This window comes from Phycisphaeraceae bacterium, assembly GCA_019636555.1.
GTDB lineage: Bacteria > Planctomycetota > Phycisphaerae > Phycisphaerales > UBA1924 > JAFEBO01.
This window is the reverse complement of record JAHBXH010000001.1, coordinates 482,860-507,299: the sequence shown is the minus strand read 5'-3', so window position 1 is coordinate 507,299 and position 24,440 is coordinate 482,860. Positions and strand designations below refer to the sequence as shown.

At 61.7% G+C, this 24,440-nt stretch carries 21 protein-coding genes; 10 read left to right on the top strand and 11 right to left on the bottom strand.

What is annotated here, in order from left to right:
* Positions 1-236 precede the first annotated feature (236 nt).
* The 3 genes from KF691_02075 to KF691_02065 all read right to left on the bottom strand — a co-directional run bounded on the left by KF691_02075 (position 237) and on the right by KF691_02065 (position 4,238).
* Positions 237-2,132 carry a hypothetical protein gene (locus tag KF691_02075; protein MBX3388225.1) on the bottom strand — a complete coding sequence of 632 codons (1,896 nt, stop codon included), beginning with the start codon at positions 2,130-2,132 and terminating at the stop codon, positions 237-239.
* 85 nt (positions 2,133-2,217) lie between these two features.
* Positions 2,218-3,375, bottom strand: coding sequence for a glycosyltransferase (locus KF691_02070; GenBank protein ID MBX3388224.1), 1,158 nt, complete (start codon positions 3,373-3,375; stop codon positions 2,218-2,220).
* Positions 3,372-4,238: a lysophospholipid acyltransferase family protein gene (locus tag KF691_02065; GenBank protein ID MBX3388223.1), complete on the bottom strand. Its 867-nt coding sequence runs from the start codon at positions 4,236-4,238 to the stop codon at positions 3,372-3,374. Before KF691_02065 ends, KF691_02070 begins: the two co-directional genes overlap by 4 nt.
* Before the next feature lie 110 nt (positions 4,239-4,348).
* Here KF691_02065 and KF691_02060 point away from each other — a divergent pair, with 110 nt between their 5' ends.
* Both KF691_02060 and KF691_02055 read left to right on the top strand, forming a co-directional pair.
* Complete coding sequence (locus KF691_02060; protein MBX3388222.1) at positions 4,349-6,112, top strand: tetratricopeptide repeat protein; 1,764 nt, start codon at positions 4,349-4,351, stop codon at positions 6,110-6,112.
* A 151-nt stretch (positions 6,113-6,263) separates the two neighbouring features.
* Positions 6,264-7,460 carry a hypothetical protein gene (locus KF691_02055; GenBank protein ID MBX3388221.1) on the top strand — a complete coding sequence of 399 codons (1,197 nt, stop codon included), beginning with the start codon at positions 6,264-6,266 and terminating at the stop codon, positions 7,458-7,460.
* A 32-nt stretch (positions 7,461-7,492) separates the two neighbouring features.
* Here KF691_02055 and KF691_02050 read toward each other — a convergent pair whose 3' ends face one another.
* From KF691_02050 to KF691_02040, 3 genes are all read right to left on the bottom strand, one after another.
* Positions 7,493-8,329 (bottom strand): DUF1698 domain-containing protein, encoded by an 837-nt coding sequence (locus tag KF691_02050; protein ID MBX3388220.1) that lies wholly within the window; start codon positions 8,327-8,329, stop codon positions 7,493-7,495.
* 39 nt (positions 8,330-8,368) lie between these two features.
* A complete protein-coding gene (gene crtI / locus KF691_02045; GenBank protein MBX3388219.1) occupies positions 8,369-10,021 on the bottom strand; it encodes a phytoene desaturase in 1,653 nt (550 codons plus the stop codon).
* Between the two features lie 72 nt (positions 10,022-10,093).
* A complete protein-coding gene (locus KF691_02040) occupies positions 10,094-11,581 on the bottom strand; it encodes an aldehyde dehydrogenase family protein (protein MBX3388218.1) in 1,488 nt (495 codons plus the stop codon).
* Positions 11,582-11,691: 110 nt separating this feature from the next.
* Between KF691_02040 and KF691_02035 the strand changes: the two genes are divergently transcribed.
* The 3 genes from KF691_02035 to KF691_02025 all read left to right on the top strand — a co-directional run bounded on the left by KF691_02035 (position 11,692) and on the right by KF691_02025 (position 14,702).
* On the top strand, positions 11,692-12,711 hold the full coding sequence (locus KF691_02035; GenBank protein MBX3388217.1) for an NAD-dependent epimerase/dehydratase family protein: 1,020 nt from the start codon (positions 11,692-11,694) through the stop codon (positions 12,709-12,711).
* 24 nt (positions 12,712-12,735) lie between these two features.
* The gene (locus KF691_02030; protein MBX3388216.1) at positions 12,736-13,233 is read left to right on the top strand and encodes a DIP1984 family protein; all 498 of its coding nucleotides are present in this window, start codon (positions 12,736-12,738) and stop codon (positions 13,231-13,233) included.
* Between the two features lie 215 nt (positions 13,234-13,448).
* On the top strand, positions 13,449-14,702 hold the full coding sequence (locus tag KF691_02025) for a hypothetical protein (GenBank protein MBX3388215.1): 1,254 nt from the start codon (positions 13,449-13,451) through the stop codon (positions 14,700-14,702).
* Positions 14,703-14,745: 43 nt separating this feature from the next.
* Here the strand turns inward: KF691_02025 and KF691_02020 are convergent, their stop codons facing one another.
* Positions 14,746-16,161, bottom strand: coding sequence for a hypothetical protein (locus KF691_02020; protein MBX3388214.1), 1,416 nt, complete (start codon positions 16,159-16,161; stop codon positions 14,746-14,748).
* Positions 16,162-16,442: 281 nt separating this feature from the next.
* Here KF691_02020 and KF691_02015 point away from each other — a divergent pair, with 281 nt between their 5' ends.
* From KF691_02015 to KF691_01995, 5 genes are all read left to right on the top strand, one after another.
* Positions 16,443-18,035: a DEAD/DEAH box helicase gene (locus KF691_02015; protein ID MBX3388213.1), complete on the top strand. Its 1,593-nt coding sequence runs from the start codon at positions 16,443-16,445 to the stop codon at positions 18,033-18,035.
* 103 nt (positions 18,036-18,138) lie between these two features.
* On the top strand, positions 18,139-18,966 hold the full coding sequence (locus tag KF691_02010; GenBank protein MBX3388212.1) for a hypothetical protein: 828 nt from the start codon (positions 18,139-18,141) through the stop codon (positions 18,964-18,966).
* A gap of 139 nt (positions 18,967-19,105) precedes the next feature.
* Positions 19,106-19,876, top strand: coding sequence for a hypothetical protein (locus tag KF691_02005; GenBank protein ID MBX3388211.1), 771 nt, complete (start codon positions 19,106-19,108; stop codon positions 19,874-19,876).
* Between the two features lie 74 nt (positions 19,877-19,950).
* Positions 19,951-21,579 (top strand): phytoene desaturase, encoded by a 1,629-nt coding sequence (gene crtI, locus KF691_02000; protein MBX3388210.1) that lies wholly within the window; start codon positions 19,951-19,953, stop codon positions 21,577-21,579.
* A 6-nt stretch (positions 21,580-21,585) separates the two neighbouring features.
* Complete coding sequence (locus tag KF691_01995) at positions 21,586-22,038, top strand: hypothetical protein (GenBank protein ID MBX3388209.1); 453 nt, start codon at positions 21,586-21,588, stop codon at positions 22,036-22,038.
* Between the two features lie 47 nt (positions 22,039-22,085).
* On the opposite strand, the gene KF691_01990 is transcribed toward KF691_01995, so the two are convergent.
* The 4 genes from KF691_01990 to KF691_01975 all read right to left on the bottom strand — a co-directional run bounded on the left by KF691_01990 (position 22,086) and on the right by KF691_01975 (position 24,390).
* A complete protein-coding gene (locus KF691_01990; protein MBX3388208.1) occupies positions 22,086-22,385 on the bottom strand; it encodes a hypothetical protein in 300 nt (99 codons plus the stop codon).
* A 26-nt stretch (positions 22,386-22,411) separates the two neighbouring features.
* Positions 22,412-22,783: a hypothetical protein gene (locus KF691_01985; protein MBX3388207.1), complete on the bottom strand. Its 372-nt coding sequence runs from the start codon at positions 22,781-22,783 to the stop codon at positions 22,412-22,414.
* A 52-nt stretch (positions 22,784-22,835) separates the two neighbouring features.
* Positions 22,836-23,273, bottom strand: a complete 438-nt coding sequence (locus KF691_01980) for a response regulator (protein ID MBX3388206.1) — start codon at positions 23,271-23,273, stop codon at positions 22,836-22,838.
* 181 nt (positions 23,274-23,454) lie between these two features.
* Positions 23,455-24,390, bottom strand: coding sequence for an NAD(P)H-binding protein (locus KF691_01975; protein MBX3388205.1), 936 nt, complete (start codon positions 24,388-24,390; stop codon positions 23,455-23,457).
* Positions 24,391-24,440: the final 50 nt, after the last annotated feature.

Sequence of the window (24,440 nt, the reverse complement as noted above, 5' to 3'; positions counted from 1 at the left end):
TTTACTTTACACCACAATCCGCCCGATGCACACGGATCGAGCCACGATCGGCTCGGCCGACAGCCGAGTCCGAGAATCTCGGTCAAAGTTCACCCGCCGATGCGATCTCGAAGAACTCGCGCCGATCTGATGCCTTCGTGAGCCGGCCTTTGCACGCGCGCTCGCTACCCCGCTCCCAGAAAAGAAACTGTCCCACCGTCCGCGGCAGGACATCTTAAAGCCCAGTTTCGGCCGGCTCAGGAGCAGAGCAGCGTGTCGTAGGCGTTGCTGAACGCGGTGAAGTCCGCGTCGTCCACGAGCGAATCGGCATTGAGATCGCCGAGCACGTTCGCCTGCGGCACAACAAGTTCGTTGTACGCGCCGGCGAAGAGCACGAAGTCGGAATCGTCGACGAACCCGTCTCCGTTGAAGTCCGACATCGAGCAGACGCTCGGGCAGCCCGCGCTGCCGCAGAAGATCGGGATGCGGATCACAGTCGAGAGCGCCTGTCCGCCAATTGCCGCGGCATCATCCACAAACCACTGCGCGAACAGCACCTGCCCCGCGCTCACTTTTCCGGCGAGCAATGGCCAGAACTGCGTCGCCACGCCCGATGTGGCGCCGCTCGCGCCCACCATGATGTCAGCAAAGAACGACTGCGGCGTGATGCGGCCGTTTTGTGGCCCGATGGTGGAGACTCCGAGGCGGGCCGTGGCGCCCGTCTTCGCGCCGTCGAGCCCCACTTTGAAATCGCGATTGCCGACCATCGGTGCTGCCTGCACAACGATGCGCGGCACGCCGTTCGTTCCGGCAACGCCCGTCCCCGGCTGCACTGTCGCCTGATTCGCGGCGCGTCCCGGGCTCGTGAAGATCGCCGGGCGATCGAACGGGAACGCCTGATCGCGCACGCGCGGATCGAGCAGGCCGTTTGCGATGAAATCAACGATCTGCGCCTGAACCGGCGCCGGGGGCGGCGGCAGGTTGATCTGGTTCAGCACCGGATCGCGGTTGTCGGGGTTCGGATTGACGATGCGGGCGCCGGCGTAGAAGCCCAGAACCTGATTCAGATTCGTGAACTGCCCGTTGTGCATGAAGGTCCGCTTCAGGCCGACGTTGCGCAGGCCGGGCACTTTGAACTTGCCGCGGTCGTTCACGTCGCCGGTCACGGACTGGCGGCCGTTGTCCTCGGCGATAGGGCGCAGGCCGAGGTTGCGGAAGGTGTTATTCGTGAACATCGGGGGCACGTGGCAAGCCGTGCAGTTGGTGCCGTTTGGACCGACACTCAAGAAGGCCTGAAGACCCTGCTGTTGATTGGGCGTGAGCGCATTGAGACTGCCCGCCTGAAAAGCATCCCACGGAGTCTGATCGGAAATGAGCGTGCGCTGATAGGTCGCGAGCGCGAACGCGATGCGCTTCGAGCTGATCGCTTCGTCGCCGTAAGCGCGCCGGAACAGCTCGCGATAGGAGCGCGTTGTATTCAGCACGGCCTGAACATCGGCCGGGATGTTTGTCGAGAGATCGAGCGCTTTCACGCGTTGCAGGCGCTTTTCGATTCCCGACCAGTCCATTGCGGAGTGCGCCATCTCGACGCTGCTCACCGGCGGATTCACGCACTGGCTTTCGAGCGCGCCGTTGGCCGCGATCGCGATTTGACCGGTCTCCGGATCGGTAAACGTCGTGCTGGCTCGCCCATCCCAAAAAAGATCCGGCGCGTAGACCGCGTTGATGTTGGAGTTCGCGGCGCGATTGGTCACTTGAGCGCGCAGAGCAAAGAGCGCATCCAACTCGAAGCTGTTGAAATCGTCGGCCTTGATGACGCCCGGTGAACCCTGGATGTCGTCGGGAGTCCCGATGATACCGTCGAGCCCCGGGTGTGCCGCGACGCGCGGGTCCGCTCCGCCGCTTGATGGCACATGGCAGGATGCGCACGAAACGACGGTGCTGGTCGAGATCTGTTCTTCAAAGAAGAGGATCTTGCCGAGGACGCGCTTGTTCTCGGTGATCGGGTTTTCGGGCGGAACGAGAACCGGCGGGAGCGCGGCCTGTGCGGCCGCCGCGAGCAGTCCGAGCGCGGCGAGTGTCGCGAAGCTGTTCGTGCGAACAAGTGAGATCGACGAGAATGCCCGCGCCCGATAGAAAGCTGTTCCGCCCATGCGTTTTCTCCGCGGTAATTGAGAGATTCACGCCGGCGGGGGACGTCGATTGCAGCAAAAGAACGAAATCTGTTCGGAAAGACGGTCAGCCGGCCGCCGCGACCCCGACCCTGCCCCGCCAAGCCCGGCGGTTTGTGCGGGCCAAGTACAGGCTGTACCACTGGATGACGGTCATAAAGACGACGCCGACCGGATGAAGCACGACTGCGGCGACGCCCTGCCGGAATCGAACGGACAGAATGAGTCTTTGCAACAGGTTCAATCCAACGCACACGGTCGCCAACGCTCCCGCGGCGCGCCAATCGGGTGTCAACGAGCCCGACAACCAGCGGTCGATCGCGACGAGACCGATGAACCAGGGCAGCACGTGCGCGACCAGGTGAACGATCGTGAAAAAGAGCAGAAGCCCGATTGACCCGATGCCCTCGTAAGCGTTCTTCGTAAAGCCTCGCCAAGTCTGACTCAGGCCGCGATACATCCTGACACTGACGAGTTCGGTTCCGTCGAACAGATCGGTGTGGAATCCGGCCTTGCGCACTTCACGCGGCATTTTGACGCCGTCGTGCATGGAGTCCTTGAACGCAGAGTGACCGCCGGACTTTTCGTACGCGTCGCGCCTGACCATCAGGAACTGGCCGCAACCGGCGGATGCCGCGGGCGAATTTCCCATTCGCATCATGGGCATCGGAAGGTACGAAAAAAGCATGAAGAAGATCATCGGGACGGCGAGATCTTCGGAAAGAGAGCCGGTGATCTGGCGCGGGAATGTCGAAAGGAGGGCGGCCTTTCTCTGGTTCGCGGAAGCGAGCGCGCGGCCGATGCACGAGGGCTCGAAGCGCACGTCGGCGTCGGTGAAGATCATCCACTCGCCGCGTGCCTGTTGCCCCATCCGCCAGCACGCGTGCTGTTTGCCGTTCCACCCCGCCGGGAGTGAAGTCGTCTCGGCCGCACGAACTCTCGGATCGGATGCGATCAGCTCGCGCAGGATTGCGGGTGTTCGATCGGTGCTCTGATCGTCGTAGACGAGCACGTCGATGTTTTCGTACTCGCTGGCGAGTACGGACTTCGCACACGCGGCGATGTTTTCCTCTTCATTGCGTGCCGGGATGCACACCGTAACCAATGGGCCGGAAGAAACGGCGCTCGGAGGCTTCGCGTAGATAGTCATGTTGACAAGAGTCAGCCCGAGGGCGAGGGCGGCGAACGCAAAGGAGACGCAAAGGATAATCGCGAGGATGCTCATGGCTGAGGAGAAGAAGCGCCTTTGGGAACTGCCTCGCCGGCAGAGACTCGGGAATGGGCAAAGTGCCGGTCTTCCACTCTGGAAGAACGGCCACGCAAACGAAGCCACCTGTCGTACCACCAGTTCGTCGACGGAGCGGGCCCGGAGTCAAAGACCGGCAAGAATTTTGCCGGGTCGCGCGAAATGACCGCTTCCGACAGCAACCGGTTGTTTTCCTTCATGGAATCAAGAATCGCCCGGTGCCACGCAGGCGTCGAGTTTTCGCGGCCGGGAGGCACATGGACCGGCCTCCATCCGACGAAGACCTCAGGCTTCTGATCGGTCCAGAAGGCGTATTCGATCGCGAGCGCCAGCACCACGATCCCCGCGGTCTTTGCCGCGATGGCGGCGCCGCCGGGGCGAATCTCGATCGGCGCACGCACATCGGTGAACCGGCCTTGGGGCGTGATCCAGAGCGTGCAGAGCGGATTGGTAGCGAATCGAGCCGCGACGTACGCACTCATCTTCTCGAGGCTTTTGGGCTCATCCGGGTCGATGCCGAAAATTCCGATGCGCTTGAAGATGCCGAATTTTCGCAGTTGCGAGGCATCCATCGGAGCCATGGGTTCGCGCGCGGGTGTGAAATGAGAATGGAGCGCCAAACTGAGAAGAGGATCCCACCAGGAGCAATGACTGAGCAACACGAGGACCGGACCCACTTGCTGATTCAAGTCCGCGAGCGCCGAGGCATGCTCGGGCAGAATCCGCACGGCGTAGAACTTCTTGCGGACCATGCGCCGGACGTACTTGGCGAAAAAGTGCGTAAACCGCGCGGAATACGCCGCGGGGATGAAGTCGGAATTGCCGGATGCCCTCGCGTTCATCGGAGAACCGAATCGTTGGGCGCGCGGGCGGCTCACGCGCAGAGACACCGGCGGAGCCGGCGGTAGCGTATGTTTGCACAGGGACGCGCCTCGGCGATCAAGAGGGCAGCATGAGCGATGCGGCTTTGATTCAAGCGCAGGCCCACGCTCGGGCGGGCAGGCCGGAGCAGGCGCTCCAATTGGTCAAGCGACTGCTCGAAAAGCAACCGGCGAACCACGATTGCCTCAACCTCGCGATCGAAGTCCTGTGCAAGCTCAAGCGGCACGATCAGGCGATCTTTCTCGTGCAGAAAGCGATCGCCGCCAGTCCGTTCGACGCGGAACTCCACCGGATGGGCGCGGACACCGAACTGCATCGCGGCAGATACAAGGAAGCCGAGGCCGGCTACCGCGCGTCGCTCGCGATCGAGCCGAGCCACTTCAAGACACAGGTGGATGTCGGTCAGATGCTCTACCACCAGGGCAGTGTGGACGAGGCGAAGCGGTACTTCCGCGCCATGCATGAATCCGCGCCCGGCAGCACGAACGTGCTGCTGGCGTACGCCGCGCTGCTCGATACGCTCGGAGATCTCGACGAGGCGGTTCAGCTGCTGAAGAACGCCCTGGCGCATTCGCCGGCGAACGACGCGGTGCTCGAAAGGCTGATGATTCCGCTGGCACGCATGCACGATGCGGACCCGCGCGAGATCTTCAATTACCATGTCAAACTCGGGCGGCTCTTCACTGAAAAGATGTCGCATCTTGCCGCGGGCTTCGCGAACGCCCGCGACCCCGAACGCTCGCTGCGCATCGGCTACTGCAGCCAGGACTTCCGCAATCGATCGGTGGGTCACTTCATTGAGCCGATACTCACCCACCACGACAAGTCGAAGTTCCAGGTTGTGTTGTACCACGACGTCATCAACGAAGACGAGATGACCGCTTGGCTCCGCGCCCGCTCGGCGATGTATGTGCCGACGCATCGAATGACATCGGAGCAATTTGTCGCGACCGTGCGAAGTCACGGCATCGACATTCTGATCGATCTCAGCGGCTACACCGGCTCGCGTCACGCGATTGCGCTCGCCGCCAAACCGGCCCCTTTGATGTACACGTACTTGGGCTACCCCAACACGACGGGGCTTCCGGCGATGGACTTCCGCATCGTCGACGCGCACACCGATCCGCCCGGTTCGGAGCATCTCGCCACGGAGAGTCTGGTCCGGATGGACGGGAGTTTCCTGTGTTACGCGCCCCCGCCGCACGCGGGCGATGTCGCGCCGCCGCCCAGGCAGAAAAACGGGTTTGTGACGTTCGGCTCTTTCAACACCATCACCAAAGTGGGGAATCCGGTCCTCGAGGTATGGGCGGAGATTCTGAATCGCGTGCCGCGCTCACGGCTGGTGCTCAAAGCAGCCGGTCTTTCCTCCGTCCAAACGCAAGGGCGGATTCTGGCTTTCCTCCGAAGCCGAGGGATCGAGCAGGAACGGGTGAGTCTCTTTCCCGAGACCAAGAGCAAAGCCGAGCACCTTCAGATGTATAGCCAAATTGACATCGCGCTCGACACGTGGCCGTACAACGGAACGACAACAACCGTTGAAGCTCTCTATATGGGAACGCCGGTCGTCGGGCTCGCGGGCAACTCGCACGTCTCGCGGGTGGGGGTGAGCATCCTGAACAACGTGGGATTGGCGGACCTCGTAGCAACCGACAAAGACGCCTATCTCGAGCGTGCCGTGGCACTGGCCGCCGATGCGGATCGCTGCGCCGAGCTGCGGGCGCGCTTGCGCTCCATGGTGCTGGCGAGCTCGCTGTGCGATCATGCGGGATTCACGAAGCGGCTCGAAGCCCACTACCGGCAAGCCTGGCGGGGATGGTGTCAACGGACCTCGTGAGGGAAGGTGCTTCGTGTTCTCGTTTCCGTCGCGAGATCCGACACTTTCAACGTCCGAGATCTGTCGCACAAGCGATTCTTCGATGGGGTGCTTGCGTTCTGCTGTATGATCGCTGTCGACGGACGCGCTTCGAGTTGAGGAGAAACTATTTATGCGTACCGGTATGTGTTCGATGATTCTCACGACCGCGATGAGCGCGAGCGCTTCGGCCTTTGGGCAGTGCGGCGCGGTCTTTCAGTTCAGCGATTTTTCGGATACCAACGAGCTTTCGCTCAACGGAACCGCCGACACAGTTGACAATGTACTTCGACTGACGCGCAGCGGTGACGAAGGAGCCGGTGCCGCGTGGTTCAGGACCACGCAGGCCGCACTCAGCGGCGGCTTTGTTACCACATTCCGCTTCTCGATCACCAACGGACTCGCCGACGGGTTTGCGTTCGTGATTCAGGCCGACAGCGATGAAGCGCTCGGAGGTAGCGGCTCGGATTTGGGCTACGGCGGCATTCCTCGATCTGTCGCGATCGAATTCGACACGTTTGTCTTTTCGGACGAGTTCGAAGGACCGCACATCAGCGTCCAAACGAACGGGTTCGACTCGAACTCGCCGGAAGATCAGTATTCGCTCGGGCATGCGCTACTCCCGCCGTGGTTTCTCTACGCCGGGCCGCTCGACGTGAAGATCGAGTACACACCCGGAGTGCTGTTCGTCTACGTGTACGACGAGCCGATCTTCTTTTGCGCGCTCGACTTGAATACCCTCGACGGAGGCTGGCCGCTCTTCGACAACGAAGGCTGCGCGTGGGTCGGATTCACCGCGGGTGCGGGCGCCGCGACGGCGGATCAGGACATCGAATCGTGGGCGTTCAACGACTGGAGCGCGACCGAATGCGGTCCGTTGTCGCCGGCGGAATTCTCAGTTCCATATCAGCCGCGCACGGGCGATCGCGTGATCTTCCACTGTCTCGTCGATGGCCCCGGGCCGCGGACATACCAGTGGCAAAAAGACGAGGTCAACGTCGAAGAAGGCGGCCGCGTGCTCGGAGCGCTCTCTGAAATTATGGTCATCGACCCGTTCATCCCGGTCGACGCGGGCGCGTATTCATTCGACACCGGCAATCCTTGCGGCGGATTCGGCATCGGAACCCTGCACGTTGATGCATACTGCCCTGGCGACCTCAACGAAGACGGACTGGTGGACGACGCGGACTTTGTCGAGTTTCTTCCTTCGTACAACGCGCTGGTCGTGCCCGATGCGGACAAACGCTGCGACTGGAACGGCGACCGATTCGTGGACGACGCCGACTTTCTCTATTTCGTGCAGTACTACAACAATCTGCTCTGCGAATAGCGGCGCGAGTTGCTGCCGCGCTCCGGACGTCGCTACACGTTCGCGTGAACGACAATGCGGTTCCGATTGAACGAAGTGATCGGATTGGCCCCGTACCGAACAAGCCGGTATGCGGCTCGGCCGATGGCCCTGGACAAACTCAGTTGCCAGTGGAGCCTCGCTTCGCGGAAACCCGCGGCGCGGCACATGCCAACGAGAGCCTTGGCATTGGGCGCGAACCAATTGGTGTCGTCGCTCGCGAGTTCCGAGCCGGAGTAGAAGCCGAGCGCCGGCCCATTCGCCAGGCGCATGTCGGACGCGGTTTCGACAATCAATGTTTTCTTCGTGACGGCGCGCAGTCGCTGCAGCGCCTCGAACGGATTCGTCAGGTGGTAGAGCACGCCGAGGAAAAGCACGAGATCGAATTTCCCGTGCACCGCCGGGTCGAGATCGTGCACCGAAACGCGGATCGGCTTTGCCTTCGACCTGAGCACACGGTGCGCGACCGCGTAGCCCTCGCTCGTGACGAAATGTTCGGGGTTCCAGGTGTCCGCCGATGTGACCTGGGCACCTCGCCGCTCGCACTCGAACGTGTAGAACCCGTCCCACGCGCCGACATCGAGCACGGTCATGCCGTCCAGTCGCTCAGGAAGACCGATGCGGTGAAGCCTGTCGGCGGGGCGGAATGGCCCCTTTGTCCAGACGCCGCCGGGGAGTTCATACTGGTGATGCCAGAGCGGAATCCGATCGATGCGGGCCTGAAGCACACGCGAATCGTCCAGGTTCTCAAGGTCGGGCCAATCAAGAGGCGACGCGGGCTGGCGCAGAACCAGATCGCCGACGCGGTGTTCCGAGGCGCTCAAGGCTGGCCTTTCCTGCAATTCGACCATGCATCGATGATACAAGGGCGAACGAGAAGAACGCGGCGATCACACCGCCACCGGCTCGGCTTTCGCCTCGACCATCGATGTCACCGACCGCCCATTCTCGCTCGGCAGCGGGATCTTCCAGTCTTCGAGCACGCAGTTTGCCGCGGTCACGCCGCTCATCATGACCATGGGCGTGCCCGGGCCGGGGTTGGCGCTGCCGCCGGCGAGATAGAGATTCTTGTACACGCGCGACCGGTTTTTGGGCTTAAAGCCGCCGTGCATCCGGCCGTGCGACGCCAGGCCGTAGATCGCGCCGCCCTCGGCGTTGTACATCTTTTCGATTCCGGCCGGGCTCAGCGTGCGCTCGACGATGATGTGCCGATCGATGTCGGTGAAGCCCATGCGGCGCATCTTTTCCATAATGACCGGCTTGTACTGCTCCATCAATCCGCCCGGGCCGTCCCAATTCTGATTGTCTCGGATGTACGCCGTGTGGACGAGGATGTAGAGCGCCTCGCCGCCGGGGGGTGCCTGCGTCGGATCGCTGCGGCTGGGCGCCGCGATGTACATGGTGGGGTCGCGCGCGGGGATGCCCTTGACATAGATGTCGTCGAATTCCTCGTGGCTGTTCTTGCTGAAGAAGAAGTTGTGATGGCTCAGGTGGTCGTACTGCTTGCTTAGCCCGAGGTAGAGCACGACGCCGCTGCACGCCGGGGTGTATTTCTTGGCGATCGAGCGCTGCTCGGCGCGTGCCGCGGGCGCCGCGAGCAGATCGCGGTTGGTGCGCTGCACATCGCAGTTGGAAACCACGGCATCGGCACCGATGAACTCTGCGGGCTTTCCGTTCGACTGACCGTTCGCGGGTTGGAGCTCGACGCCGATGACCTTGCCGTCGCGCTCGACAATGCGGCTCACACGCCGGCCGGTGATGTAGTTCACGCCCTGCTCGCGCCCGATTCTCTCGAGAGCCCGCGCGATCACGCGCGTGCCGCCGTCGAGCGGCTCGCCGTCTTTCTTCGGCGCCATCGAGTACCAGCAGCCGTGATCGACCTGCGCCGACGCAATGAGCGAGAGAATGCTCGGCGCCATGAAGGGGCTTGAACCGACATACTGAAGGAAGTGCTCCATGACCTGGCGCAGGTGCGGCTCGGGCACGTGCTTCTCGATCTGGCCCGCCACGGTCGAGTGCATCGTTGCGACCATTGTCATCAGATCGCCGCCGATTCCTTTGGCTTTGGGCGGGCTGAACATCAGGTCGGTCGCGGCGCCAAGATCTTTGTAGAAGAAAACCTTCTCGCTCAGGCGGTAGAGCTTGCGGCTGTACTCGATGAACTGCTTGTAGCCTTCACCCGGCCTGGTATTCGGAAACTGCTGATCGAGCTGCTTCGCAAAGGTCTCAACGTCCTTGCGGAGGTCGATCACCGTTCCGTCCTCAAAGTGGCAGCGCCACTGCGGATCGAGATCGACGAAATCGATGTAGTCCTCGACGCGCCGGCCGCTGCGCCGGATGATGCCCTTGATCACCTGCGGCATTGTGAGAATCGTCGGTCCCATGTCGAACTTGAAACCTTGCTCTTCGAGCAGGTTCATCTTGCCGCCGAGATGCTTGTTGGCCTCGACGAGCGTGACCTTGACGCCTGCGGTTGAGAGTTCGGCTGCAGCGGCAAGACCGGCGAGGCCGCCGCCGACGATGAGAACGTGTTGGTTGGGCATTTGAAAAGCTCGAGGCGGAAAGTGCAAGGGGCAATTGGGCGGAATGATATTTCGCGCCGGGAGGCAAAGCCGCTAGTTCGCGGCGGAAGTTGCAACGGACTGATCGGGTTGTCGAGACTGAGTCTCGGGCGCACTGACAGTTGTGGGCGTCTTAGGGGCTGGCTTGCTGCCCCCGTACCAGAAGCGAATGAACCTGGACATGCCGCGTTCGATGGCGGGTGTAACGGCCTCCATCGAGAAGCGGAAGAGTGGAGCTGTCTGGGTGGTGTAGATCGGGCGCGTCATCGCGAGCAGCCCCGCCTCGCCCTTGGTGATCCCCCACCCCGACTTGCCGTGACCGGCGAGGCCCACCGAGGGGTGAATCGTCGGGAGCAGACAGTCATTCACCGTGACAAGCGTGGAACGCAGGCGATCGCGGAAATCCTCCACGCGCGCCGGATTGCGAGTGAAAACGCTGGTCGCAAGAACCTGATCGATCCGGTCATGGCAGGCAAGCGCATCTTCCAAATCCTTCACCGGGATAACCGCGAGGAGCGGACCAAAGTGCCGGCCCTCGACCAGCGGCACATCGCGCGGGCAATCAGCAAAGACCATTGGGCGAAGGCAGCGCAGCCGACCATTCGCATCCGCCGATGGCGGCTCGATCACCCCGGCGAGCGATCGCCCACCGAGCCGCTGGCACTCGACCGCGAGGTCGTAGCACTGCTTCGCCGCGTGCTCGTTGATGAGCGGGCGCGGGCGGGCGGCGCCCGCGCGCGAGGCGATCCTGCGGACAAACTCGGCGTAAACCTTTTCGTCCACCAGCGCGCGGCGCGGCGCCATGCACGTCTGACCGGAATTCATGTCGATGCCCTGCCAGATCGCGCTCGCCGCGAGCTCCGGATCGGCATCATCGAGGACGAACGCGCTGTCGCGTCCGGAGAGTTCGAGCGTGCTCGAGGTCATCGAAGGCGCGAGCGTTTCGGCGATCGCTACTCCGACATTCGTCGAGCCGGTGAAGACCACGTGATCGAAGCGATTGTCCTTCAGCAGCGTGGCGCCGGCCTCGCGCGTCGGCGCGGTCCATGCGAGCTGATCCGGCGGCATGTTCGCGCCGCGTCCGGCTTCGCGCGCCAGTTCGAGCAGAAAAATCTGCGAGCGGGGCGAATTCTCGGATGGCTTGACCGTCACGCGATTCCCCGCGACGAGCGCCTGCAGCAGCTCGATCCCCAGGAGTTGAACCGGATAATTCCACGTCGCGATGATCGCGACATGTCCGAGCGGCGCGCGAGTGAGCGTGGCCTTGTTCGCCAGCAAAAAAACGCCTCCATGGCGCAGCCGGCGTAGCGAGAGCAGCGACCCCGCACGATTCTCGACCCACTTGCACGCGGAAAGCAGTGGCAGGACATCGCCCATCAGCGCCTCGAAAGAGGGCTTTTCCACATCACGGGCGATCAGTTCGATCAGTTCGTCTTGCCGAGTCGCCAGAGTCCGCCGGAATGCCGCGACCCAGGCGAGGCGGTCAGAAAGCGACCACCCTCTGGCTTTGGAATCGGATTGACTCGAACGGCTCTCACTCACGCAGGGAGTTTAGTGCCGAATCGAAGAGCGCGAACAGACGATAAGGTAGAGCGAAGTATGTGCAAAAGCCCGTCACCAGGCACTCCGCCGCGGCAGTCCGAATCCGACTCATGACCAAGAGCCATTTCATCGTTGACGGATTCCCGAAAGTCGCCGAGCAACTGCGCGGCAAGCACGCGCTCGTGACCGGCGGCGCGGGATTCATCGGGTCGCATTTGTCCGAGGCGCTCGTCGCCTGCGGCGCAAACGTTCGCGTGCTCGACGATCTCAGCGGCGGGTTCGAATCCAATCTGCCCAAGGTGCCCGCTCCAATAGAAGGATCGTCAAACGCCGGCACGCTCGCCTTTTTCAAGGCGAGCATTCTCGATGATGTCTCGCTGCGCCGCACCATCGCCGGCTGCGACTTCGTGTTTCATCAGGCCGCGCTCGTCAGCGTCCCCGAGAGCGTGGAGAAGCCGGAAAAGTGCCTGCAGGTGAATGTGGATGGCACGCAGCGGGTGCTGCTTGCCGCGAAGGATGCGGGCGTGAAGCGGGTGATGTTCGCCGCGAGTGCCGCGGCATACGGAAACTCGCCCAGCCTGCCGAGCAAAGAAACCGACGTGCCCGATGTGTGGTCTCCTTACGCGATGAGCAAGGTGAGCGGCGAGATGCTGCTCCGGACATTCGCACGCTGCTACGGGATGTCGTGCATCAGCCTGCGGTACTTCAACATCTTCGGCCCGCGTCAGGACCCCAAGAGCCCGTACGCGGCGGTGATCAGCGCGTTCGCGGACACGCTCAGCGCGAAGAAGCAGCCGCGCGTGCTGGGCGATGGCGAACAGACACGCGATTTCACGTACATCGACAATGTGGTGCTCGCAAACATGCTCGCGGCGACAATCGAGAAACCGCTGGCGGGCGAGGTTGTCAACATCGGAACCGGCGCACGCATCTCTCTGCTGCAGGTCTTGAAGCACATGGGCGAGGTGTTGAAAGTCGATTCGACGCCGACGTTTGGGCCGCCGCGGGCGGGAGATGTGCGGCATTCATCGGCCGACATCGGTGCCGCGCGGGCGCTCCTGGGGTATGAACCGATTGTTGATTTCGGGGAGGGGATCAAGAGGACGTTGGAGTGGGCGAAGCCACGGTGAGCCGTCCTTCGAAAGCCTGTACTATTGCTCGAGCGGCTTGTTGCGGACTTGGGAGATTATGAGATGAAACTGGCTGAAGCGCTCTTGCTACGGGCGGACCTACAAAAGAAACTCGCGAGACTTCGCGACCGAATTGTCGGTAACGTACTCACGCAACAGGGCGACAAGCCGCACGAATCGCCAGAAAAGCTTGTTCGCGAGGCGAGGTCCGTTATTGCCGAACTGGAACAGTTGGTTGTCCGCATCAACCGGACGAACGCAAAATACAAAATGCGTGGAGGCGGCACGCTAATGGAAAGCATCGCTGCACGCGACGGACTCAAACTCCAGCATGCACTGCTCGAATCAACGATCGCCGGAACAAAGAAGGAACCGGATCGATACAGCGCAAGGGAGATCAAGTGGGTGGTCCAAGTGGATATTGCGAAGCTTCAGAAAGAAGTAGAAAGCGCGGCGAAGAGAATCCGCGAGATCAACGCAGAAATTCAGGAAACGAATTGGAAGGCAGAACTGGAGGACTGAAGGAGGGGCCCGGGCGAGCACACGACCCCGTATACGGCGTACCGAGGGGTCTGACAAATATCGGTCGCCATGCAGCGCTGCGGACGGGCGCTAAGAACTCTCACAATCTTCGTCCAACACTTCGCACACTTCAACATTTACCAATGAACTCGTACTACCCGTGTGCTGACGGGCCCCTCCTTCGGTTCTCCAGAATTGGCCACTAGCATCTCCCCATGATCAGCGACCAACGCCGTGAATTGCATCGAAAGTGGCTGCTCGAAGTCACCCAGATTCCGACCGCCTCGGGAAAAGAGGGGCGTGTCATCGACTACATCCGCCGGTGGGTGAAGTCGCGCCCGGGGCTCCGCCTCAGCGAGGACAAGAGCGGCAATCTGACCGTCTCGATGAACGAGGCCAAGGGCACCGACCTGCCGCCGGTCTACATCACGGCCCACCTCGATCACCCGGCCTTCGTCGTCGAGCGGATCGTGTCACCCTCCTGCGTCGAGCTCTCGTTCCGCGGCGGGGTGATGGACGATTACTTCAAGGACGGCAAGGTCGCGCTCTGGAGTTCGACCGACACGCGACATGCCGCCACGCTCACCGGTGAGGCGAGCGCGCCGCCCGTGAACGGCAGCGAATCTCCGTTCAAGCATTACACCGCCGAACTGTGTGATTCGCACGACACGACCGAGGGCCTGAAAATCGGCGATGTTGCCGTGTGGGATCTGCCTCAGGCGGAGATTTCGAACGGCATCCTGCACACGCTGGGGTGCGACGATCTCGCCGCAGTCGCCGCGGGGCTGGCGGCGATGGACGTGATCGAGGAGTACAAGGAAACGGCGCGCGACGTGCGCCTGATCTTCACCCGCGCCGAAGAGATCGGTTTCATCGGCGCGATCGCGGCCTGCCGCGACGGAACGATGCCGAAGAACTCGATCGTCATCGCCCTCGAAAACAGCCGCAGCTTCCCGCACGATTCGCCGATCGGGGGAGGACCCATTGTCCGCGTGGGCGACCGCATCTCAATCTTCTCGCCAAATCTGACGGAGGCGATCGCAAAGTGCGCCGAAGCGCTCGCGGGCGGGCCGTCCATTCCGCACGCGCGCGACAAGGTCGACAAGTCACGCAAGTGGAAATGGCAGCGCAAGCTGATGGCGGGCGGGGCGTGCGAGGCTTCGGTGTTCTGTGCCGCGGGATACGACGCGACGTGCGTGTGCCTGCCGCTCGGCAACTACCACAACATGGGCGATCTCGCTGCGGTGCAGGACGGGACGAACACGCGCAAGGCAACGATCGAACGCGAGCAGATCGCGATCAGCGATTTCGAAGGTTTGGTCGATCTGCTGGTCGCCTGCGCGCAGGACCCGAGAGTCTCGGCAGGCGCGGGCGAAAACCCGCTCGGTCCGGGGCTGACGTCGTCCGGCACCGTCGCGCCGCTCGTCGAGAAACTGTGGCGCGAGCGAGCGTTCGTACTCGGAGCGTGATCAGCGTGTGCGTCGCACGTGTCCGGCAACTTCGCCGAGCCGTTTACTCGCACAAAAGTGCGTTGTAAGCCGCGGCGAAGAGCACAAAGTCCGAATCGTCCACGAAGCCGTCGCCGTTGAGGTCCGCCGGACAATTCTCGGGCATGATCGGGTCGGTGCACAGCAGCAGGTTGTATGCCGCGGCAAATTCGACGAAATCGGCGTCTTCCACGAAGCCGTCGTCGTTGAAGTCGCCGGCGCAGATATTGGCGACGACGATCGCCTGCTTGCCGTCGCTGAAGTCGGCAGCGAACGCGATGCGAAAGCCGCCCAGCATCGAGCGGCATGGGCGGAGATTAGAGACAGTCTTGCCGTTCACCTTCGTTCCGGGGCCGACCGCGCGGGAGAGCATGCCGTCGCGCCAGATGTAGATCGCCTGCAGACCCTGGAAGAAGTTGACCGTGTACGCGAAAGCGATCCGATCGCCCGATGCGGAAAGAATTGTCGAGTTTGCAGAGATGTTGTCGTAGAGGAACGATCCGCCATCGGGCCGCGCGTCGCCGTTCTGGGCGATCTTGGTGATGAAATCATCCTGCCACATGTAGATGCCGCGTGTCACTGTCCCGTGGAGAGAGGATGCACCCGTGACGTGACAGACGATGCGCCCGCTTTCACTCAGCACCGGATTGGGCGCGATATCGACGAAGTTCTCGCCGACAAACGGAACAAGATCTTCGGAGCGAACCGGATAGTCGATCGTCCCGTTGCTCAGGCGGTAGCGCAGGATTCCCATCCAGTCCGGATTCGGAGCCGGCGCAATGACGCGTGTGATGGCGTATTCGTTGCGGATATCTCCCGTTGCATTGATCGGGCCGATGGTCGTTCCGAGAAACGGGACAACCGTGCTGCTGTTGCAGATGAAGCGGACATCGCCGGAGAGCACGCAATACGCCCCGCCCGTCGGAGTGACCGACGTGGATCCGGCAAAGATCACGTTGCGATTGTCCGAAGCGAAATCGAGACCGAACGCGATGTTGAGGTTGCCCCCGTCGGGAGCGATCATGAATTCGGCCGCGAGATTGTTGGGCTGATCGATGTCAGAGAAGATGCTCTGGATCGTGCCGATATTCGGGAACGGCGCCTGCCCGTGATAGGGAATTCCCTGGCGCTTCGGACGCAGGCAGTTGGACTTGCTGTAGATATCGAGCCACGAATACGCGCCGCCTCCGAATCCTGGTGCAAGCTGCCCGGTCTTCGCGACCAGTTCTGGCTCGCCATGCCCCACAGCCTTGTAAACCTCCAACACATCCTCGTCGCGAAAGCCGACTGTCTCGCCGTCGAAGATCGGCGGGAGGAAATCTTTGAACAAACCTCCCTGCGGCTTGGGATCATCCGTCTGCACCACAACTCGCAGCGAAGAAACGCCAGCAAGGGCCGATGATCCACAAGCCGCCAAACCAAACAAAGTGCTCGTCTTCATGTTGGAGCCCTCCGCAGAAGAACGGACCCCACGCCACCCCTCGCATCGTTCTGATGACCACTCCTCAGACTACCCGATGCTCCGATCCTGAACGCTGTGAAAAACGCCTTATTTGCGGCCGTTTCGCCGCCGAGCGCGGCCGACTGCATGGCGGGCTTTGGCCGAGAGATATCCGCTGAAGCAGCGCCGATTTCGTTCTACAATTTCGCCGGGAACTCAGGAAGATTTCCCACATCCTTCGGACGTCCTTCGGTCGGCCTAACACAACGAGTCGAGAACTTATGAACACGAATCAGGGGGCGGAGTCCTCCATCGAGCCCGGTCAAGGCTCCAATCCGGCATCGCATGCGGACGAACTCTTGGGTGATCAGCACGCAGCGAACGGAGCCCACGAAACCCCGGTCCAGGTGACGCACCAGCCGCACGGCGTCGTGACGCATCACGATTTCAAGCCGGTCGCACAGGACAATGTCTTTGACGATGGCGCCGACTTCGCCAAGCTCGGGCTGCGCAACAGCGTGCTCAAGGGCCTCGCCGAATTGGGCTTCAGCAAGCCGACGATGATCCAGGCGAAGCTGATCCCGATCGCGCTCACCGGGCGCGACGTGCTCGGCCAGGCAAAGACCGGAACAGGAAAAACTGCCGCGTTCGGATTGCCCCTGATCCACATGTGCGGCAAGGACACCCAGTTCCAGGCGCTCATCCTCGCGCCGACGCGCGAGCTGGCGATCCAGATCACCGACGAGATCAACGAACTCGCTAAGCACACGCCCATCCGCGCGGTCACGCTCTACGGCGGGCAATCGATCCAGGCGCAGACGAAGCAGCTTCAAAGCGGATCGCACATCGTGGTCGGAACGCCCGGGCGCGTGCTCGACATGCTGCAGCGTGGCTACTTCCACCTGAAGAACATCCGCTTCGCCGTGCTCGACGAAGTGGACCGGATGTTCGACATCGGTTTCCGCGACGACATCAAGCGGATCCTGAGCATGTGCCCCAAGCCGGGCACGCCTCCGGAAGGACGCCAGACGATTTTCGTCAGCGCCACGCTGAGCGAGGAAGTCGAGCGGCTCGCACGCCAGCACATGCACAATCCCGAAAAGATTGTGACAAGCGCCGGGTCGCTCACCGCCAGCCTCGTCAAGCAGTTTCACATTCCGGTTGCCCCTTGGGACAAAAAGCGCATGCTGCTGCACGTGCTCACGCACGAGGATCCGGCGCTCACGCTGATCTTCTGCCGCCTCAAGCGCACGGTGGATGAACTCGCCAAGGGACTGACCGCCCGCGGCATCGAGGCGCACGCGATGCACGGCGACATGAGCCAAGGCAAGCGCAACACCACCATGAAGCAGCTCAAGGACGGCAAGCTCGCGGTGGTGATCTGCTCCGATCTCGCCAGCCGCGGCATCGACGTCGAGGGTGTTTCGCACGTCATCAACTTCGATCTGCCCGATGACCCCGAGTTGTACATCCACCGCATCGGTCGGACCGCTCGCGCCGGCAAGGGCGGCCTCGCGTACTCGCTCGTTACTCCCCAGCAAGGCGACCTGCTCACCAGCATCGAGATGCTGATCAACGCCGAGATTCCCAAACTCGAATATCCGGATTTCGTCGGCAACGCTCCGCCGACGGGTTGGCGCGACGAGGCACCGGGCGGCCGGCCCCAGGGTGGATTGCAGATCGAGCGCCCGGAAGGAGCACCCGAGCCGGCAGCACCCGCACCAAAGGTGAGCCGCGTCGAACAGGCCTCAAAGCTCGAATTGCCTTCGGCCGCACCCGGACAGGTGGACCCGAACAAGTTCCCGGGAGGCATCGTTCCGACCAAGCTCCCGCCCAAGCGATTGTTCGGCAAGATGCCGGGACGCGGCCGCTGACTCCGCCAGTTTTTGTATTCGATCCAGCGACCTTTCGCAGCAAGCCTTTTCCGGGCTGCGGACATCTGCACGGAGCGTGGTGCGTTCCGCGAAGGGTGCAATTATGGAAAATCGGTTCCGTATCGGCGGGTTGACTTGCGGTGCATTTCTGGTTATTTCGGGCGCGGCGCAGGCGCACGTCGATCTCACGCACGCCGTCATCACCACCGTCAACATTGCTTCGAGCAGCCTGACGACGACAGGCGGATCGAATTCTCTGTTTCAGGAAGGCGCGAGCGGCTCGCTTCCCTCGTGGCAGGGTTTTTCCGATGCGAGTCAGGCAATCGGATCGAGCGGCGTGCTTTCGACCGCCAACTTCTTTCTCTTTGTGAATTCAACGAACGTCATATCGAACGGCTTTGCGAACGCTCGGGTGACGCCCGGCGTGGACCTGGTCACGGCGTTCGCCGGGGCGGAAGCGCGGGTTGAGATCGATTTTCATGTTCACGGCGCACACCACTTCGAGATCCATTCCGTCGATGTGAACGATCTCGACGGCGAAGGCTCGGCTGTCATGATGATGGGCGATGACGAGATGTTCCGCTTCGAGCGCACCCACGTGCACGAAGTCCGCGGCGACCTTCCCGAAGGCGACTACCTGCTCGTGCTCACCGCACGCACGCAGAGCGGCGCGGGAGGCTTCGATTCGGTCGGGATTTTCGATTTCGAGTTCGAAGTCTTCGAGGGATCGCTCTGCCTTGCTGATCTCAACGACGACCGGCTGGTCGATGACGCCGACTTCGTCGAGTTTGCCGCGGCGTACAACGAACTCGAATGCCCCTCCCTCCGCCACGAAGAGGGCTGCCCGGCGGATTTCAACGGCGACGAAATGGTCGATGACGCGGACTTTGTTTTCTTCGCGGCGGCATACAACGAATTGATTTGCCCTTAAGCGGCATTTCACCCCCGGCAGTCAGTTTTTCATGGTTTGACTTCGTGGTAGACTGCGTGAAGCACCTTTCCGGGGGGTCTCCATGGCGTGCGCAGGAAGAATCTCGGCCGGTCTTTGTGTGCTCGCGATCGGAATATGTGTGCCCACGACGTGGGCGCAACTGCAGAACGCTGTTGTCAGCGTTCGGGCGGAAACCAGCAGCCACCTCGAGACGATCTACGGAACAAACGACCGTTCGGAGTGGAGCGGCGATGGAGCGTTCCCGCAGTTTCTCGGATCGGCAAACTCCGACCAGACTTCGGGTCCGAGTGGCGTGCAGGCGCGCTCGCAATTGGGGCTCGAAATGTCCGAGAGTGGTCTGACCGCAACGGGCTTTTTCTTTATCAGCATCACTCCGGACGAAGGCTTTCTGAACGCGAGCGCGTCGGCACTCTCGAGGATCTGGATTGACTTCACCCTCCCCACCGCGCGCACCTGGCGCATCGATCCCGGAATGGCCGCTGGACCGGAAGGGAATACGCTCGTGTCGCTCTCCAGGGGCGCGACGCAGATCTTCGCTTACTCGGGCGAATTCAGCGGCGCGCACGGTCAGCTCGAACCCGGCGTCTATCGATTCGCGATCACTTCCTCCGCCGACATCGAGAGCAGCGGTGTTCCAAACGAGACCAGCGGGATGTACTCGGTCGGGCTGATGCTCGGCGATGTGAACCCGTGTCCTGCAGACTTCAATCATGACAGCGTGGTGGACGACTTTGATTTTCTGATTTTTCTCGCCGACTACGACCTGCTTCTATGCGACGATCCGGGCATGTTGCCGGGTTGTCCCTGCGACCTCAACCACGACAGCGACGTGAACGACGAGGATTTTTCGATATTCATCGTCGCTTACGACGCGCTCGAGTGCCCCTGATATCCGGTTGAGCACGCCAACGCGTAATCAATCCTTGAACTACCCTCCCGCTTCGAAAGCGGGAGGTTCCGGCCTTGAAGTCGAGCGGACATTCAGTAGCGATCATCGGAGCGGGGCCCGGCGGGCTTGCCGCGGCGGTTCTTCTGGCGGCAAGCGGCGCCGAGGTCACCGTGTTCGAGTCGCAGCCGCGCGTCGGCGGCCGCACGGCGCGGATCTCGGCCACCGGCACGGACGGCGGGGAATACCACTTCGATACCGGTCCGACGTTCTTCATGATGCCGTACGTGCTCGAAGAAGTCTTTGCCGCGGCGGAGCGCAGGCTCGGCGATTACGTCGAACTCAAAAGGCTCGATCCGATGTACCGGCTGCTGATGGTCGGTCGTGGAAAAGCCGGCGCGCCCCTCGTTATCGACACCACGCAGGACATCGCGGAAATGTCGCGCCGTCTCGCGAAGATCAACCCGAAAGACGGCGAGAACTTCCCGCGCTTCATCGCCGACAACCGCTACAAGCTCAGGCACAGCGAGAGCATCCTGCGGAACCCGATGCGCTCTCCGCTGGATTTGTTCGGAAAGAACACCTGGCTCGACACGCTGAAGGTGGGCCCGGTTCTGCGACCCGATCTTTCCGTGCATCAGTTGCTCGGGAAGTACTTTTCCGATCCGGCGACGAAACTCGCGGTGAGTTTTCAGAGCAAGTACCTGGGCATGAGTCCGTACGACTGCCCGAGCCTGTTCACGATCTTGCCGTTCATCGAGTACGAGTACGGCGTATGGCACCCGATCGGCGGGTGCAACGCGCTGATGGAGGCGATGTCGGTTGTGGCGCGGGAGCACGGCGCGCAGGTTCGGACATCGACCCCGGTCGAGCGCATCGAATTCCACGGTCAGCGCGCAACCGGAGTGATCGTGAGTGGACGCCCGGAAAAGTTCGACCACGTCGTGATCAACGCCGATGCGACGTGGGCGATGAAGAAACTGATCCCCGAGAATGTGCGTGCCGCGGCAGGAAATAGCTACTGCGACGGCACGCTCGACTCACGAAAGTACTCCTGCTCGACGTTCATGCTCTATCTGGGCATTGAAGGCAAGGTGAATCTGCCTCACCACACGATCTGCATCGCGGAGGACTATCAGAACAACCTCGAGCAGATCACCAAGACCGGAGAACTGCCGCAAGAGCCCAGCATCTATGTGTGCAACCCGAGCGCGATGGATCCGACGCTGGCTCCGCCGGGAAACAGCGCGTTGTACGTGCTCGTGCCGATCGCGAATCTGCAGCAGGCGAGTGCCGCGGGCGTGAACTGGGAGAAGGAGAAGGCGGCGTATCGCGAACTGGCGCTGAAGCGGATGGAAAAGGTGCTGGGCGATGCGCTCGGCCCCAACTTCCGGGAGCGGATCCGAGCTGAAGTGGTGTACACGCCCGACACATGGAAGGGGATGAACATCAACTTCGGAGCGACGTTCAACCTCGCGCACAATCTCGGACAAATGCTGCACAAACGGCCTCAGAACAAGCTGCCGTTCACGGAGAATGTGTACCTGGTCGGCGGCGGGACACACCCGGGGAGCGGGCTGCCGACAATCTTCCTCTCGTCGCAGATTTCGGCGCGGATGTTGTGCGAAGAGGCGGGTTTGAAGTATGCGGGGAATGTGGCGAGAGAGATGAGAGTGAAGTCGCTTCGCGCGATGGCACAGGTTTGATCCAGCATGGACTCTGCCCAGAAGGCCAACACCAAGCTTTGGCGGCGAGGCGCGTGGCTGCTGGTCGGTTACGTGCTGGGCCTTTGGACCATTCCCCTCGCCATATTCGCCCTTGGCAGACTTCTTCCGAGCCCGGATCCGATTCCACCCTCACGGGTCATTGTCCGCGAACTCATTTCAACGAGCCCATCCGATTTGCCCAAGGCGTATGTGAACGTCTGTGTCTGGCTTGACTCAAAGGACTGGTGGTCGCCCGGCCCGGTACGGATGCGCTTGTCCGACCAACTAGACGATCTCGGGCGATCTTGGGACATGGGCATCATCGGGCAAGCGGCGAACGGTAAAGACGCCATCGCGAGATTTGGCCGCATTCAAGTCGACAGAGGCACAGACACCATAGAGGTCACAGGCGAGAGTGGCGTTCAAAGACGCGTATCTCTGCGTGAAGCACGGAACTGAAAATTACTCGCGTTTGTACGAGGAAAAAACAAACGCCCACGGACTAATCAGTCATCCGCCGAAATGCTCTTGGGCCCTTCTTTCCCCGCTACGCGCTCCATGTAGCCTTTGCCCTTGCGCTCGTACTTGGTGAATCCGAGGCGCTCGAGGTTCTTGTTGCTCATCGCGCTCTTCTCTTTGATCGGGCTCCACTTGCCGGCGACGGCGGGGGCGACAATCGCGCGGCGCACGGGCCGCCCCTTCGAATCCTTCGTGAGCGCGTCGTCCTTCATGGGCTGGACGATCTCGAACGTCTCGCCGGTCGGCTTGCCTTTCTTGTCGAGAACTTCGTAGACGTAGGTGGGCATGAGAATCAGCTCTCGGTGATCATCGATTAGCCAAAGACTCGGCCGGTTTCGACGTCCATCATCTTCCATCCCGCCGCCTTGCACAGGCGGCTCAAGACCGGCCACGCAATGTCGTCGTCGATGACGGTCACAAGCGCCTGGGTCACTTCTTCCTGATTCACCGGCAATTCGACGACCAATCCCGGCCCGTGAAGCATCTCGGTTCCCAGCGACGCGCTCCGTGGCGAACCATCCGGCGCCGTGTTGTAGTGCGCGAGCACTTCTTTGACTTCTTTTACCGTCCCCATCGGGCCGTTCGAACCATCCTGACGCGCAGGGGTCGCGCGAGCGCCCGCGGCGAGCGCGGCCACTCCCGTCAAGCTGCCTTTCATGAGCACGATCTGTCGCTTCTTTGCCACGCCAAATTGTAGATCGCGGAGAATTGCCGCGCAACCGAAGCGCGAAAGCAGTTCAATCCTTTTCCGCCGCCTTCCCGTCCTCGCTCTGTTCTTCTTCGGATTCTTCGGCCTCGATCAACTCAACCGCCGCATCCAGCAGCTGCGCCAAAGGAACCGGCTTGACGAGATACCGATCGACGCCGAGACTCTCCGCATACGCCTGATGCCGCCGCCCCTCGTTCGCCGTCACCATGATCACGACCGGCGCATCCTCGTGTCCCTTGATCTTTTCGAGGACCAAGAAACCCGAACGCTTGGGCAGCATCATGTCGAGGATCACGATGTCGGGCGGGTCCTCGTGGCAGATCCGCACGGCCTCGTTACCATCCATCGCGATCTGCGTCAACGCCCCCTCGGACTGGAACGCCGCCTCGAACGAATCGAGCACGTCGCGATCGTCATCGACAATGAGCACGCGGATCTCTTCGAGCCGGGTCTTGCTTTCGGTCATGGAAAGGCCCTTTCCTCGTAAGAGGTAGCGTTCGGAGCGGCCGTCTGGTTGCCTTTCCGAATTGATTTTTCCGTGTTTCGGATCTGTTCAGCCTCAAATCCGGCGGTCCCGGGAGCCAAAGACGCTTCTCCCGGGGCGTTGGAGGGAGCCCCGCACCGGCCCGCACCCCGAGCGACGGTCTTCAAACCTGGCTGTAGGAGACGTCGCGCCGGATCCGCCTTCCCACCTCACTGGCGTATCGGCGTCCGAGCCGGTCGCGGTTCTCCTGAGCCCATTCGGTCAGCCGGGTGCCGCCCGTCCGCGGCGAATCGGAGAAGAGCAGACCCCGCATCAAGCCCTCAATCTCCTCTCGCGTGATGATGACGTCTCCGACCAGAGGATTGATCAACCGACTGATCGCGTAGCCAAGCCCGGGCCGAATCGAGACAATCGGTCGGCGCACGCCGATGATCTCGGCGATCGTCCGGACGAGTTCTCGAAACTCGAACGTCTCAGGCCCGACGGCATCCGCCGTGAAATCGTTCTCGCGATCAGCGCATTCAGTCGCGAGCGCCGCGAAATCATCGACGTGCATCGGTTGGACCTTGTAGTCGCCGCGGCCGAAAACCCCGAACACCGGAAGATGCCGCAGCGTCCACGCGATGTTGTTCACGAGGATGTCACCCCGCCCAAAGAGCACTCCCGGGCGGAGAATGGCGTGGCTGATGTCGAGTTCGCGGAGCGCTTTCTCGAGTTCCTGTTTTCCGTCGTAGTACGCGAGACCGCGCCCTTGCTCGGGCTTCAGGATGCTGACGTGCACGATGCGCCGGACACCCGCTTGCTTCGCCGCTGCAAAGAGGCGCCGGGTGTTGGCCGCCGCTTCGTTAAACGTAAACCGCTTGTGGTTGAATCGAACCCAATAGGTATTGAAGAGCGTGTCAACACCCTCGAGGGAACCAACAAGCGATTCCGGTTTCTCAAAGCTCAGCGGATAAATTTCAAGCCTGTCGCCGAACGGGTTCGGCCGCCGCGGCGAATTCGTCAGCGTGCGGACCCGATCTCCCCGATCGAGCAGGAGACGCGCGATCTGCTGACCCGAATATCCGAGCGCACCGGTGACACACTGAAGTCGGGCCATGCTATATTATACTTTCAGAATAAATTGAAAGTTCTGTTTTTGAAGCCTAT

What these genes read in the sequence shown, in the direction of transcription:
- KF691_02075 (MBX3388225.1), bottom strand. Translation starts at nt 2,132, where the DNA reads ATGGGCGGAACAGCTTTCTATCGGGCGCGGGCATTCTCGTCGATCTCA.
- KF691_02070 (MBX3388224.1), bottom strand. Translation starts at nt 3,375, where the DNA reads ATGAGCATCCTCGCGATTATCCTTTGCGTCTCCTTTGCGTTCGCCGCC.
- KF691_02065 (MBX3388223.1), bottom strand. Translation starts at nt 4,238, where the DNA reads ATGAACGCGAGGGCATCCGGCAATTCCGACTTCATCCCCGCGGCGTAT.
- KF691_02060 (MBX3388222.1), top strand. Translation starts at nt 4,349, where the DNA reads ATGAGCGATGCGGCTTTGATTCAAGCGCAGGCCCACGCTCGGGCGGGC.
- KF691_02055 (MBX3388221.1), top strand. Translation starts at nt 6,264, where the DNA reads ATGCGTACCGGTATGTGTTCGATGATTCTCACGACCGCGATGAGCGCG.
- KF691_02050 (MBX3388220.1), bottom strand. Translation starts at nt 8,329, where the DNA reads ATGGTCGAATTGCAGGAAAGGCCAGCCTTGAGCGCCTCGGAACACCGC.
- crtI (MBX3388219.1), bottom strand. Translation starts at nt 10,021, where the DNA reads ATGCCCAACCAACACGTTCTCATCGTCGGCGGCGGCCTCGCCGGTCTT.
- KF691_02035 (MBX3388217.1), top strand. Translation starts at nt 11,692, where the DNA reads ATGACCAAGAGCCATTTCATCGTTGACGGATTCCCGAAAGTCGCCGAG.
- KF691_02025 (MBX3388215.1), top strand. Translation starts at nt 13,449, where the DNA reads ATGATCAGCGACCAACGCCGTGAATTGCATCGAAAGTGGCTGCTCGAA.
- KF691_02020 (MBX3388214.1), bottom strand. Translation starts at nt 16,161, where the DNA reads ATGAAGACGAGCACTTTGTTTGGTTTGGCGGCTTGTGGATCATCGGCC.
- KF691_02015 (MBX3388213.1), top strand. Translation starts at nt 16,443, where the DNA reads ATGAACACGAATCAGGGGGCGGAGTCCTCCATCGAGCCCGGTCAAGGC.
- KF691_02010 (MBX3388212.1), top strand. Translation starts at nt 18,139, where the DNA reads ATGGAAAATCGGTTCCGTATCGGCGGGTTGACTTGCGGTGCATTTCTG.
- KF691_01995 (MBX3388209.1), top strand. Translation starts at nt 21,586, where the DNA reads ATGGACTCTGCCCAGAAGGCCAACACCAAGCTTTGGCGGCGAGGCGCG.
- KF691_01990 (MBX3388208.1), bottom strand. Translation starts at nt 22,385, where the DNA reads ATGCCCACCTACGTCTACGAAGTTCTCGACAAGAAAGGCAAGCCGACC.
- KF691_01980 (MBX3388206.1), bottom strand. Translation starts at nt 23,273, where the DNA reads ATGACCGAAAGCAAGACCCGGCTCGAAGAGATCCGCGTGCTCATTGTC.
- KF691_01975 (MBX3388205.1), bottom strand. Translation starts at nt 24,390, where the DNA reads ATGGCCCGACTTCAGTGTGTCACCGGTGCGCTCGGATATTCGGGTCAG.